At 54.7% G+C, this 13,281-nt stretch carries 9 protein-coding genes; 8 read left to right on the forward strand and 1 reads right to left on the reverse strand.

Going from position 1 to position 13,281, the window contains the following annotated elements; genetic code table 11:
* Positions 1 to 2 precede the first annotated feature (2 nt).
* The 6 genes from Q5911_RS08775 to Q5911_RS08800 all read left to right on the forward strand — a co-directional run bounded on the left by Q5911_RS08775 (position 3) and on the right by Q5911_RS08800 (position 9,787).
* Entirely contained in the window at positions 3 to 1,412 is a 1,410-nt protein-coding gene (locus Q5911_RS08775) for an HsdM family class I SAM-dependent methyltransferase (protein ID WP_303182411.1), read from the forward strand.
* Between the two features lie 21 nt (positions 1,413 to 1,433).
* Positions 1,434 to 1,811 (forward strand): hypothetical protein, encoded by a 378-nt coding sequence (locus Q5911_RS08780; protein WP_191383603.1) that lies wholly within the window; start codon positions 1,434 to 1,436, stop codon positions 1,809 to 1,811.
* A 173-nt stretch (positions 1,812 to 1,984) separates the two neighbouring features.
* Positions 1,985 to 2,689, forward strand: a complete 705-nt coding sequence (locus tag Q5911_RS08785) for an ABC transporter ATP-binding protein (RefSeq protein ID WP_191383604.1) — start codon at positions 1,985 to 1,987, stop codon at positions 2,687 to 2,689.
* Between the two features lie 40 nt (positions 2,690 to 2,729).
* Positions 2,730 to 6,281 carry an ABC transporter permease gene (locus Q5911_RS08790; protein ID WP_331592228.1) on the forward strand — a complete coding sequence of 1,184 codons (3,552 nt, stop codon included), beginning with the start codon at positions 2,730 to 2,732 and terminating at the stop codon, positions 6,279 to 6,281.
* A gap of 173 nt (positions 6,282 to 6,454) precedes the next feature.
* A complete protein-coding gene (htpG, locus tag Q5911_RS08795) occupies positions 6,455 to 8,515 on the forward strand; it encodes a molecular chaperone HtpG (protein WP_303182413.1) in 2,061 nt (686 codons plus the stop codon).
* Positions 8,516 to 8,653: 138 nt separating this feature from the next.
* Entirely contained in the window at positions 8,654 to 9,787 is a 1,134-nt protein-coding gene (locus tag Q5911_RS08800; RefSeq protein WP_303182414.1) for an aldo/keto reductase, read from the forward strand.
* Positions 9,788 to 9,843: 56 nt separating this feature from the next.
* Here Q5911_RS08800 and Q5911_RS08805 read toward each other — a convergent pair whose 3' ends face one another.
* On the reverse strand, positions 9,844 to 10,326 hold the full coding sequence (locus tag Q5911_RS08805) for a DUF5721 family protein (protein ID WP_303182415.1): 483 nt from the start codon (positions 10,324 to 10,326) through the stop codon (positions 9,844 to 9,846).
* A 195-nt stretch (positions 10,327 to 10,521) separates the two neighbouring features.
* On the opposite strand from Q5911_RS08805, the gene Q5911_RS08810 reads away from it, so the two are divergent.
* A complete protein-coding gene (locus Q5911_RS08810; protein ID WP_076776258.1) occupies positions 10,522 to 11,289 on the forward strand; it encodes a pseudouridine synthase in 768 nt (255 codons plus the stop codon).
* The gene (gene ligA / locus Q5911_RS08815) at positions 11,270 to 13,276 is read left to right on the forward strand and encodes an NAD-dependent DNA ligase LigA (protein WP_303182416.1); all 2,007 of its coding nucleotides are present in this window, start codon (positions 11,270 to 11,272) and stop codon (positions 13,274 to 13,276) included. The genes Q5911_RS08810 and ligA overlap by 20 nt, the downstream gene beginning before the upstream one ends.
* Positions 13,277 to 13,281 lie beyond the last annotated feature (5 nt).

Genomic DNA, 13,281 nt, shown 5'->3' on the forward strand with positions numbered 1-13,281 from the left:
AAATGCTCGAAAAAACCAGGATGGAAGAACTCGATGACCTGATACGTCTTTTAGAGGGAAGCGGACTGGGCAGAGGCATGGAGATGCTGGACCAGATCGCCTGCCTGCTTCTGATCCGGGATCTGGAAAGAAAGGCTGACGGGACTTTGTGCGGAGACATCTTCCCGGAGGAGATAAGCGCGGGCGGGCGCCGTGTACCCGGCGCTCATCTGCGGTGGAGTGTCTTCCGGATGTTTCCGGAGGAGGAACAGTACCGGACGGTGCGTGACTGGGCCTTCCCGTTTATGAAAGGCATTCTGGAGTCCCGCGATCCCTCGTGTATGCGGGGGGCGGTCTTCAAAATCGCCGGCCCCGCTCTGCTTGCCAGGATCTTGGGGCTGCTGGACGAGCTGGAAGGACTCACCAAAGAGAGCTTTGAATATCTGCTTGAGAAGCTCTGTGCAGGAAGCGGTCTTTGCGCCCGGGTCCCTGCGCCTGTCGTTCAGCTGATGACTGGTCTGACACGGCCCGGGCCGGAAGACAGCATCTGCGATCCCGCCTGCCGCATCCCGGAGCTTTTGCTGGCGGCTGCGGAACAATGTGAAAAGGAGGGGAGAAGGCCGGCTCACATTCTGAGGGGCTATGATATGGACCCGGTGCTGACCCGCGTTGGAAACGCGTATCTAAACAGATGCGGCACTGCGGCTGTCTCTCTTTCCTGCCTGGACAGCCTTTCAGAGCAGAATACAGACAGGAGCTGCTGCAGCCTGATCCTGTCTGTGCCGCCTTTTCGTGGTATGACAGATTACGATATGGTTTCCCCGGACCTCCAGAAGGGGTTCAGGTCAAAGAGGACCGAACTTCTTTTCCCGGAGCTTTTTCTTCGGATGCTGCGGCCGGGAGGAAGGTGCGCCTGTCTCGTGAGCCCGGATGTGCTGTCAGGTTCCTCCCGGTCCCACAGGGCGCTGCGAAAGGAGATCGTGGAGGAAAACAGGCTGGAGGCTGTGATAGGCCTCCCGGCCGGCGTATTTTTGCCCTTCACGGGGATCCGGACCGCGCTGCTTGTCTTTTCCAGGTGCAGGGACGCCGGTGACAGAACGGACTTTGTCTGGTTCTGCGAGCTGGAGGCTGTAGGGATGAGCCTGGATGGGAGAAGGACCCCCGCCGGCGAGAATGGTATTCCGGCTGTGATCAGGAAGTTCCACTGCCGGGAGCAGGAAGAAGACCGTGACAGGTCCGGCAAGTCGTTTTTGGTAGACAGGGAAGAGCTGGCGGCCAACGGGTACGATCTGTCTTTTTGCCGCTACCGGGAAAGCCCTGTGCCCCCGGCGGACTATGAGGAGGCGGAAAAGCTGCTTGCAGAGCTGAAACAAATGGAGAAAAAGGTCTCTGCACAGATCAGAAAACTGGAGAAGATGCTTGGAAAACAGTAAATGCAGAAAGGATGGATGAATATGAAACAGTACACAGACAGCGACAAACTGTTCCGCTCGGACATGCTGCGCAGATACCCGGGAAGGAACACAAGGATTTACCGGGAATATGCGTATGATCCTGATGTGGAAGATGCCTTCCATTCATCGGGGGAGATAGACGAGTACTATGCGAAGCTGCATGCAAAAGGAGAGGCATACTTCCGGCTGGAATGTTACTGGAGCTCTGTAAAGCATTCTCTGGAGCTGAAGAAGCACCCGGGAAAGCATACAAAGATCTACCGGGACTACGCCTATGACCCGGACGTGGAAGGCGCCTTCCACACAGCGGAGGAAATCGACGAGTATCTGAAGGATTATATCGAGGAGGCCATTGCGAGCTGCATGACAGAGGAATAGAGGTATGGCTGCAGGGCGCATGATCCGCTCATACAGCAGGCAGATACGGACCTGCCTGAAGAAGATAAAATTCTTATAAACTTCCCTTTTCAGATAGTACATCCGTCCCTCCAGGTGTTATAATAGCACTATATAAGCAGAGACATACCGGTCTGTGTTAGGAGGATACATATATGTCAGAGTTCGTGTCCCTGAGGGATGTAAAAAAAATCTATCACATGGGTGAGATCGACATCGCGGCGGCGAACGGCATCACATTTGACATCAGAAAAGGGGAGTTTGCCGTGGTGGTAGGGCCCAGCGGCGCAGGAAAGACGACGGTCCTGAATATCCTGGGGGGGATGGACACAGCCACCAGCGGGGAAGTGTGGATAGACGGGCAGGATATCACGAAATACAAAGGGAAGGAGCTGACTGCATACCGCAGGGACGATATAGGATTTGTCTTCCAGTTCTACAATCTGATCCCCAACCTGACAGCCCTGGAGAATGTGGAGCTTGCTCTCCAGATCTGCAGGGACCCGCTGGACGCGAGAGAGGTCATGGAGCATGTGGGCCTGGGCGAGAGGCTGGACAACTTCCCGGCCCAGCTCTCGGGAGGAGAGCAGCAGAGGGTTTCCATCGCCCGGGCGCTGGCGAAAAATCCCAAGCTTCTCCTGTGCGACGAGCCTACGGGTGCGCTGGATTACAACACGGGAAAAGCCATCCTGAAGCTCCTGCAGGATACCTGCCGTCAGAGGGGGATGACAGTGATCCTGATCACGCACAATTCCGCCATCGCGCCGATGGCAGACAGGATCATAAGAATCAAGAACGGCAGGGCGGAGAGCATAGAGACCAACCCGCATCCGGTGCCGGTCGAGACGATAGAATGGTAGGGGTTGTATGAAGAAAAACATGTTGCGCAAAGATTTCTTTATGGAAATCAGAAAATCCTGGGGACGATTTATCTCCATCTTTCTCATAGTGGCGCTTGGAGTTGCCTTCTATGCGGGCATCCGCGCCTCGGAGCCTTCCATGCGCATCTCCGGAGATGCCTATTTTGACAAAGAGCATCTCATGGACATCAAGGTCATGGGGACCATGGGGCTGACGGAGGAGGATGTGGAGGCCATAGAGGATGTGGACGGCATCGAGCTGGCGGAGGGTACCTACAGCATGGACGCCCTTTGCAATACAGGCGACACGGAGCAGGTGGTTCATGTCATGGCCATGCAGGAACACTTTAATGATGTCCAGGTGAGCGAGGGCCGCCTTCCGGAGAAAGAGGGGGAGTGCCTCATGGATGAGGAGTTCGCCCTGGCATCCGGGTACGGAGTGGGGGATACCATCACTCTGTCTTCAGGAGATGAGGACCCGCTGGAGGACAGCCTGACAACGGATGTCTTTGAGGTCGTCGGCATAGGGAACAGCCCTCTCTATATTTCTTTCGGGAGGGGAAGCAGCACCATAGGAAACGGTGAGGTCAGCGGCTTTATCGCTGTGGATCCGGACTCTTTCTGTATGGATGTCTATTCGGAAATCTGCGTGCGGGTGACGGACGCGGAGCAGGAGATCGCCTACACGGACGGATATACCTCTCTGACAGACGCAGCCGTGGACGCCCTGGAGAAGATCGAGGATGAGAGGTGCCAGGCCCGGCGGCAGGAGATCGTGGACGAGGCGGAGGGGGAGCTTGCCGATGCCCAGGCCACAGTGGACGAGGAGAGCCAGACGCTGGCTGACGCCCGGAGTGAGCTAGAGGAGGGGCGGAGCCAGGCTGCCCGGGAGCTTGCTGATGCCAGGCAGGCCCTGGAGGACGCCCAGGCCCAATTGGACGCGGCCCGGCAGCAGATCGCCGATGGGGAGGCCCGGCTTGCCGCGGGCAAGGAGGAGCTGAGCACCCAGCAGGCGGCGCTGGACAGCGGCAGGGAGCAGTATGAGAGCGGTATGGCCCAGCTGGAACAGCAGCAGGCGCAGCTGGACGCGTCGGAGGTGCAGTACCTTGCCCAGTATGCCCAGCAGATGCCCCTCATAGAGCAGGGAAAACAGGAAATTGCGGCGGGGAAGGAGCTGTTGACAACGTCCATTTCCCAGATGGAGACGCTGGCGGATCATCTTTCTTCTCTTAGGGAGGAGCTCAAAGGGATAGAAGACGAATTGAATTCCGGGCAGGGAAAATATGATGAAATCCTTGCTATTCCACCGGAGAACAGGACTCAGGAAGAGACGGACTATCTGCAGAGCTGGGAGCAGATCAAGAAGGAATTGGCAGATCGGCAGACTGATGCGAACACAAGGCTTTCTTTCGCGGAGAACATGGAACAAGAGGCCCTTGCCGCCCTCGCAGAACAGGGAGAGGATTTTTCCTACGAGAGTGCGGAGGAGGCAGTGGCCGGGCTGCAGGGGAAAATGCAGGAACTCCTCGCCCGGGAGCAGACCCTCCTGGCCGGAGAGCAGGAGCTCCTCGCCTACGGGCAGCAGATCGAGGACGGCAAGGCGCAGCTGGCCGCCGCCCGTCAGACACTGGAGGACTCCAAACAGCAGATTGACGCCGGACAGGCCCAGATCGACGCGGCGTGGGCTCTCATAAACAGTCAGGAAAGCCAGCTCGCCAGCGGAAAGGCGGACCTGGCGGCGGGAGAGCAGGAGATTGCCGCCGGCTGGTCCGAATACGAGCAGGGAGCTGCCCAGGCGGCTCAGGAGATCGCTGACGGGGAGGCGCAGATCGCCGACGGCGAGAGGCAGCTGGAGGAGGCGCAAAATGATATTGCGGAGGCCCAGGCGGAAATCGACAAGATTGAAAATCCTCAGTGGTATGTCCAGGACCGCAGCAGCGCCCTCACCGAGTATGACGGGTACGGGGACAATGCGGACCGGATGCGGGCTATCGGGCAGGTGTTCCCGGCGGTCTTCTTCCTGGTGGCGGCTCTCATCAGCCTGACTGCCATGACCAGGATGGTGGAGGAGCAGAGGATACAGATCGGCACGCTGAAGGCCCTTGGATACAGCAAGCTCTCCATTGCCGGGAAATACATAGCCTACGCCCTGACAGCCACCCTGGGAGGGAGCGTGCTGGGCGTCCTGTTCGGTGAGAAGGTGTTCCCCTGGATCATCATCTATGCGTACAAGATCATGTATCAGCACATACCGGACATCCTCGTGCCCTATCACCTGAGCTATGCCGTTCAGGCCACGCTGATCGCCGTGCTGTGCACCCTGGCGGCGACCATTTTCTCCTGCTACAGGGAGCTTGCCTCCGTGCCGGCCCAGCTCATGCGGCCGCCTGCACCGAAGCAGGGGCAGCGCATCCTTCTGGAGCGGGTGAAGATCATATGGAAGCATCTGAATTTTTCCTGGAAATCTTCTATCCGGAATCTGGTGCGGTACAAGAAGCGTTTCTTCATGACTGTGTTTGGCATCGGAGGCTGTATGGCCCTGATGGTGGTGGGCTTCGGACTGAAGGACTGTATCTTTGTCATACCGGAGCTGCAGTACAACAGCATCCAGACCTACGATGCGGCGGTGTACTTTGACGCGGGGATTTCCCGGGAGGACAAGGAGGAGATAGCGGCCCTTGTCAGGGACGAGTCAGCAGTCAGCGGGGAGCTGATGGTGCGCATGCAGAACCTGGAAGTGACAGCGGGAGATACTTCCATGGAAATCTATCTGACAGTGCCTGAAAATCTGGAAAACGTAGGCGATTTCCTGGATTTCCACAGCCGGACAAAGCCGGAGACCTACTCCCTGGAGAAGGAGCAGGTGATCCTGACCGAGAAGGCGGCAAGCGACCTTGGCGTGGAGGTGGGAGATACAGTCACTCTGGAGGACGACGGCATGGGTGTGAAGGAAGTGACCATAGACGCCATCTGCGAGAATTATATGGGACACTACCTGTACCTCTCACCGGACTACTACAGGGAGCTGTTCGGGAAAGAGGCCGCCTCCAACGGCGTGCTGTTTAAGATGAAAGAGGGGCAGACAGACCAGATCGAGGCAGTGGGCGGCAGGCTCCTTGGAGACAGCAATGTGCTGAACGTGAGCTATACCTCCAGTATAGAGGACCGCCTTGACGATATGCTGCAGAGTCTGAACCTGGTCATTGTGGTGCTGATCATCTCGGCGGGCATGCTGGCCTTTATCGTTCTCTACAACCTGAACACCATCAACATCACGGAGAGAAAGAGGGAGCTGGCAACCATCAAGGTGCTGGGCTTTTACGACACGGAGGTGGCTGCCTATGTGTACAGGGAAAATGTCCTGCTCACCCTCATCGGCGCGGTGGCGGGCATGGCCCTTGGCTGGGTGCTGCTGCAGTTTGTCATTGTCACTGTGGAGGTGGACGACGTCATGTTCGGCAGGGTGCTGGATCTTACCAGCTATCTGTACAGCTTCCTGTTCACGCTCGGCTTTTCCATGTTCGTCAACTGGGTCATGTACTTCAAGCTGAAGAAGATAGACATGGTAGAGTCTCTGAAGAGCGTGGAGTAGACATGAAGAGCAAAGTTTATAGAAGGTTTATGGATTTTATAAAGTTATTAGCACTCATTTGCGATGAGTGCTAATTTTATATTGACATTTGCGCTCCCGGGTATTATCATAACATGCAGAGGGTGCGGGTCAGGTCCCGCACAAAACAGATTGAGATTTAAGGAGTGATATAAATGGCAGCAAAAAAAGGAAGTCTGTCTATCAGCAGCGAAAATATTTTTCCTATTATCAAGAAATGGGTCTATTCAGACCACGATATCTTTGTCCGTGAGATGATCTCCAACGGATGCGACGCCATCACCAAGCTGAAAAAGCTGGATATGATGGGAGAGTACCAGCTTCCGGATGACTACAAGGCCCGGATCCGTGTGATCGTCAGCCCGGAGGACAAGACACTGAAATTCATCGACAACGGTGTGGGAATGACAGCCGGCGAGGTGGAGGAGTACATCACCCAGATCGCTTTCTCCGGAGCCACAGAGTTCCTGGAGAAATACAAGGACAAGACGACAGAGGATGACATGATCGGTCACTTCGGTCTTGGCTTCTACTCCGCTTTCATGGTGGCGGACGAAGTACACATCGACACACTTTCCTACCAGGAGGGGGCAGCTCCTGTGCACTGGACAAGCGACGGCGGCACAGAGTATGAGATGTCCGATGGAGACCGGCAGGAAGTGGGGACGGAGATCACCCTGTTCTTAAATGAGGACAGCCTCCAGTTTGCCAACGAGTACAAAGTGCGTGAAGTGCTGGAGAAGTACTGCTCCTTCATGCCGGTGGAGATCTTCCTTGAGAAGGCCAATGCCGAGCAGGAGTATGAGACCATCGATGAGGCGGACCTTCGGGACGATGATGTGGTCGTAGAGCACATCCACGAGGATGCAAAGATGGAGGAGAAGGAGAACGAGAACGGGGAGAAGGAGATGGTGGAAGTATCTCCTGCCAGAGACAGGGTGAAGATCAACAAGCGTCCTGTTCCGGTGAACGACACCCAGCCTCTGTGGACAAAGCATCCAAATGAGTGCACAAAGGAAGATTATATAGAGTTTTACCGGAAGGTATTCCTGGACTACAAGGAGCCACTGTTCTGGATCCACCTGAATATGGATTACCCGTTCAACCTGAAGGGTATCCTGTACTTCCCCAAGATCAACACAGAGTACGACTCCATCGAGGGAACCATCAAGCTGTACAACAACCAGGTGTTCATCGCGGACAACATCAAGGAAGTCATTCCGGAGTTCCTGATGGTGTTAAAGGGAGTCATCGACTGTCCGGACCTGCCGCTGAACGTATCAAGAAGCGCGCTCCAGAACGATGGATTTGTAAATAAGATCGCAGACTATATTTCCAAGAAGGTTGCCGACAAGCTGAGCGGCATGTGCAAGACTGACAAGGAGAACTACGAGAAATACTGGGATGACATCAGCCCGTTCATCAAGTTCGGTTGCCTGAAGGACGAGAAATTCTGCGACAAGATGATGGACTACATCCTCTTCAAGAGCCTGGATCACAAATACATGACGCTGAAAGAGTGCGTGGAGGCAAACGGCGGTAAGCTCATCGACCCCAAGGAGGAAAAAGAGGAGCCAAAGGAGGGCGAGGAGAAGAAGGAAGAGCCCAAGACCACCATCTACTATGTATCTGACGAGCAGCAGCAGAGCCAGTACATTAACATGTTTAAAAACCAGGGGCAGGATGCGGTGATCCTGAACCACAACATCGACTCTCCGTTCATCACCCAGCTTGAGCAGAGAAACCCGAACCTGCAGTTCCAGCGCATTGACGCGGACATTACGGACAATGCAAAAGAGGAAGTAAAAGAAGAGGACAAAGAGGCTTTCCAGAAGACAACGGACGCTCTTGTGGAGACATTCCGCAAAGTTATGGAAAATGACAAGCTGGACGTGAAAGTGGAGAAACTGAAAGACGACAAGGTGGCTTCCATGATCACCCTGTCCGAGCAGAGCCGCCGTATGCAGGAGATGATGAGAATGTACGGCATGGCAGGCATGGATGCATCCATGTTTGGCGGCGAGATCACACTGACGCTGAACGCCAACCATCCTCTTGTACAGTTTGTGGCAGAGCACGGAGACAATGAGAACACACCTGTCATCTGCAAACAGCTCTACGACATGGCCATGCTGGCACACAAGCCTCTGACACCGGAGGAGATGACAGCCTTTGTACAGAGGAGCAACGAGATCATGCTGCTGCTGACAAAATAAAAAGTATAGAAAATAAGTATGACCGGGTATTTTATTTAAGTATTTGCGGTTCTCGTATCGGGGAATTATAATAAAATATAGTTCCCTGATACTTTTTATACAGGATGACTGAAATGAAGAGAAGGAGAGTGGACAAAGATGATCTACAGAGATTACAAAGATTTAAAGCTGTCTGCCCTGGGCATGGGCTGCATGCGCCTGCCGGTCATTGACGGCGATGACGCGAAGGTAGACGAGGCCGCCACAGCCGATATGGTGCAGTATGCTATGGACCACGGTGTAAACTATTACGATACTGCCTGGGGATACCACAACGGCACCTCCGAGCTGGTGATGGGCCGCGTTCTCTCCAAATACCCAAGGGAGAGCTTTTACCTGGCTGATAAATTCCCGGGCTACGACCTCTCCAACATGGACAAGGTGGAGGAAATCTTTGAGGAGCAGCTGAAGAAGTGCCAGACAGAGTATTTTGATTTCTACCTTTTCCACAATGTGTGCGAGATGAACATAGACGCTTACCTGGATGAGTCCCACGGCATCCACAAATATCTCATGGAGCAGAAGAAAAACGGACGTATCCGCCATCTGGGATTTTCCGCCCACGGAAACTACGACGTGATGAAGAGTTTCCTTGAGAAGTACGGAAAAGACATGGAATTCTGCCAGATCCAGCTCAACTATCTGGACTGGACATTCCAGGACGCAAAGGGCAAGATGGAGCTCCTGAAGGAATATGACATCCCTGTGTGGGTGATGGAGCCGCTGCGCGGCGGTTCCCTCGCAAAGATAAACGAGGAGGCCGCAAAGAAGCTGGAGGCGCTCCGCCCGGAGGATAGCATCCCGGCATGGGCGTTCCGGTTCCTGCAGAGCATGCCTGAGGTGAAGGTGACTCTGTCCGGTATGTCAAACGCACAGCAGCTGATAGAGAATATCGCCACCTTTGAGGAGGATAAGCCGCTGAATAAAGAGGAGATGGATACCCTTCTTGGCATTGCCGACGACATGGTGAAGAAGATCGTCCTTCCGTGTACAGCCTGCCACTACTGCGTGAGCCACTGTCCCCAGGAGCTGGATATCCCGAGGATACTGGAGCTCTACAACGAGCATTGCTTCACAGGCGGCGGATTTATCGCGCCCATGGTGGTGTCGACGCTCCCGGAGGACAAGAGACCTTCCGCCTGCATCGGCTGCAGGAGCTGCGAGGCAGTCTGTCCCCAGCAGATCAAGATCTCAGAGGCCATGGCTGATTTTACAGAGAGACTGAAAGGCTAAAGACCTACATACATGAAGATATAGAAAAAGGACTGCGCAGAGGGGCGCAGTCCTTTTTAGAGTTCTGATTCGAAGGGGATCTGAAGTCCTGCAAAGAGGACCTGTGCCCATTTGTCCCAGGTCTGCTCAAGAGATTTGTCCAGTGTGAACTTTGAAACAGACACCCCTGTGGTGCAGGTGAGGCGGGAACCGTCGAAGCGGAAATTCAGGAAAAGTCCCTGGATCTCCTGGGGCGTGAAGTCCAGCCTGTGTTCTTCAAGGAAGGCGGGAATGTCGTCGCCGGACAGGGAGAAAATGAACCGGAAGCCAAGAGGAGTGCGCTTTCCTTTTATGAGAGAAAAGCAGTAGGGTCTGATGTCCTTCCAGAAGGCGTAGGACTGCTGCGGGGGCTCCTCGAAAAAGTCTTTCTGCATGTAGCCGTCCATGGTAAATTTTCCAAAGGTTGTGATCTCTCCCTCGATGAAAAAGAAGTGGTCAAATGCTTCTGACAGAAGCAGGGAGGACATACATTTTTTCGTGTCCAGCGTTAAGATGGTCATAGAAATAATCCTTTCTGAGTGTGAATAGCATTACAACCATTTTAGTATATTTTCTGCCTTTTTACAAACACTGATTTTTGATTTCCGAGTGTTCCACGGGGATGGAAAGCATGGTATAATTACCTAATGACCACATTGTAGTGGTAATATCTGCGCGCAGAGCGCGGGAGAAAAGACAGGAAGGCAGGAGGATACATGGAAGGGATCCGTCTTAATAAATATATAAGCGAGGCAGGCATCTGCTCCCGCAGGGAGGCGGACCGCCTCATTGAGAGCGGACAGGTGCTGGTGGACGGCGTGCGGGCCTCATGCGGCATGAAGGTGCAGCCGGGCCAGAGGGTCCAGGTGGGCAGCCGGATCATTGGCGGAAAGGATGAGAAGGTCGTCCTGGCTGTCTACAAACCTGTGGGTATCATCTGCACAGAGGACAGGCGGACGAAGAACAACATTGTCCGCTTCCTGGATTACCCTGTCCGCGTCACCTACGCGGGAAGACTGGACAAGGACTCGGAGGGACTTCTGCTCATGACCAATGACGGGGATCTGATCAACCAGATCATGCGGGGAAGAAACCTCCATGAAAAAGAGTACAAGGTCACCGTGGATCGGGAGATCACGGAGGATTTTATAAAGAAGATGAGCGCTGGCGTCCATATCGTGGATGAGGAGAAAGGGCTGGACGCCGTGACAAGGCCCTGCACAGTGCGGCGGGAAGGAAAGTATACCTTCCGCATCATCCTCACCCAGGGCCTGAACCGGCAGATCCGGAGAATGTGCCAGGCCTGCGGCTGCAGAGTGCGGACGCTGAAGCGGGTGCGGATCATGAATATTGTGCTGGGCGACCTGAAGCCCGGCGAATACCGGAAAGTGGAGGGGGAGGAGCTGGAGATGCTCCGCTCCCTGGCCGGAGAAACCAGAAAAAAGCAGACAGGAGAAGCAAAATATGAGCGGGACAGAAAATAGAAAAGCGGAGACAACACAGAAAAGGCAGAGGATGCAGGAGCTGGTGGATCTTCTGAACCAGGCCGGCCGGGCTTACTACCAGGAATCCCGGGAGATCATGAGCAACTACGAGTATGATGCCCTCTACGATGAGCTGGTCCATCTGGAGAAAGAGCTCCATGTCACCCTGGCAGGCAGCCCCACCATCCATGTGGGATACGAGGTGGTCAGTGAACTGCCAAAAGAGAGGCATGAGAGCCCCATGCTCTCCCTTGACAAGACAAAGGATGTGGAAGACCTTCGGGCATTTGCCGGAGAGCATGATGTGGTCATGTCCTGGAAGATGGACGGGCTCACCATCGTCCTCACCTACCAGAACGGGGAGCTGACGAAGGCTGTTACCCGGGGGAACGGTGAAGTGGGGGAAGTGATCACCGGCAATGCCCGTGTGTTTAAGAATATCCCGCTGCGCATCCCCTACGAAGGGGAGCTGATCCTCCGGGGGGAGGCTGTCATCGGCTACCGGGACTTTGAGCGGATCAACCAGGAGATACCGGATGCGGATGCCCGGTATAAAAATCCCCGGAACCTGTGCAGCGGTTCTGTGCGCCAGCGGAGCAGCGAGATCACGGCAAAGAGGAATGTGCAGTTCTACGCCTTTTCCCTTGTCCGGGCGGAGGGAGTGGATTTCGGCAACTCCAGGGCCCGCCAGCTGGACTGGCTGAAGGGCCAGGGCTTTGACGTGGTGGAGCACTATGTGGTGGCGCCGGCAGATATTGAGGCGGAAGTTATTAAATTTTCAGAAAAAATAGCGCAAAACGATTTTCCCTCAGATGGTCTTGTGCTAATATATGATGATATAAGGTACGGGGAATCTCTTGGAAGGACAGCAAAATTTCCCAGAGATTCTTATGCATTCAAGTGGGCGGACGAGACCCGGGAGACCATCCTGCGGCAGATCGAGTGGAGCCCCTCAAGGACCGGCCTTATCAATCCGGTGGCCATCTTCGATCCGGTGGAGCTGGAGGGTACCACAGTGAGCCGTGCCAGCGTGCACAATATCAGCATCATGGAGGAGCTGAAGCTGGGCGTCGGCGATCGGATCGAAGTGTACAAGGCAAATATGATCATTCCCCAGATTGCCAGAAATCTCACTGGCAGCGGCGTGAGGGATATCCCGGAAGCCTGTCCGGTGTGCCAGGGAAGGACGGAGATCCGGCAGGACGGCAGTGCAAAGACGCTCTACTGTACCAACCCGGAGTGTCAGGCGAAGCAGATCAAAGCCTATGCCCTGTTCGTCAGCCGGGATGCCATGAATATGGAAGGACTCTCAGAAGCTACGCTGGAAAAGTTTATTGCCAGAGGGTTTATCCGCACCTATGATGACCTTTTTCACCTGGACCGTTATAAGGAAGAGATCCAGGAGATGGAGGGATTTGGGGAGAAATCTTACCAGAACCTGATGGAGAGCGTGGAGAAGGCCAGAGCGACTACTCTTCCCCGCCTGCTCTACAGCCTGGGCATCCCGGGCATCGGCGTGGCTAATGCCAGGGTGATCTGCCGGGAGACGGGCGTGTCACCGGAGGAGATGCCGGATCTGACAGAGGAAGACTTAAGCGCTGTCTCCGGCGTAGGTGGCGTGATCGCGAAAGCCTATGTGGACTACTTTGGAGATGAGAAGCACCGGAAGGTGTACAGGGAACTTCTGGGGGAAGTGCACGTAGAGCAGGAGGCTTCAGATGAGGGAGAAAGGAACCTGGAGGGGACCACCTTTGTCATCACCGGGAGCGTGGAACATTTTGCAAACCGGAGCGAGCTCAAAAGCCTGATCGAGAGCAGGGGAGGCAAGGTGACAGGCTCTGTCACCTCAAAGACCAGCTATCTGATCAACAATGATGCCGCCTCCACATCGTCCAAGAACAGGAAAGCAAAAGAACTGGGCATACCTATACTGACAGAAGAGCAGTTTCTTCAGATGCTGGAGCAGGGGGATGTCCGGGCATTGTAATAGAA

Source organism: Lachnoclostridium phocaeense, from assembly GCF_959599685.1.
Taxonomy (GTDB): domain Bacteria; phylum Bacillota; class Clostridia; order Lachnospirales; family Lachnospiraceae; genus Claveliimonas; species Claveliimonas monacensis.

Excerpts from the sequence above, each read along its gene's own strand:
- Q5911_RS08810 (WP_076776258.1), top strand. The coding sequence starts at position 10,522 with ATGGAAGGGATCCGTCTTAATAAATATATAAGCGAGGCAGGCATCTGC.
- Q5911_RS08800 (WP_303182414.1), top strand. The coding sequence starts at position 8,654 with ATGATCTACAGAGATTACAAAGATTTAAAGCTGTCTGCCCTGGGCATG.
- Q5911_RS08785 (WP_191383604.1), top strand. The coding sequence starts at position 1,985 with ATGTCAGAGTTCGTGTCCCTGAGGGATGTAAAAAAAATCTATCACATG.
- Q5911_RS08775 (WP_303182411.1), top strand. The coding sequence starts at position 3 with ATGCTCGAAAAAACCAGGATGGAAGAACTCGATGACCTGATACGTCTT.
- htpG (WP_303182413.1), top strand. The coding sequence starts at position 6,455 with ATGGCAGCAAAAAAAGGAAGTCTGTCTATCAGCAGCGAAAATATTTTT.
- Q5911_RS08780 (WP_191383603.1), top strand. The coding sequence starts at position 1,434 with ATGAAACAGTACACAGACAGCGACAAACTGTTCCGCTCGGACATGCTG.
- Q5911_RS08805 (WP_303182415.1), bottom strand. The coding sequence starts at position 10,326 with ATGACCATCTTAACGCTGGACACGAAAAAATGTATGTCCTCCCTGCTT.
- ligA (WP_303182416.1), top strand. The coding sequence starts at position 11,270 with ATGAGCGGGACAGAAAATAGAAAAGCGGAGACAACACAGAAAAGGCAG.
- Q5911_RS08790 (WP_331592228.1), top strand. The coding sequence starts at position 2,730 with ATGGAAATCAGAAAATCCTGGGGACGATTTATCTCCATCTTTCTCATA.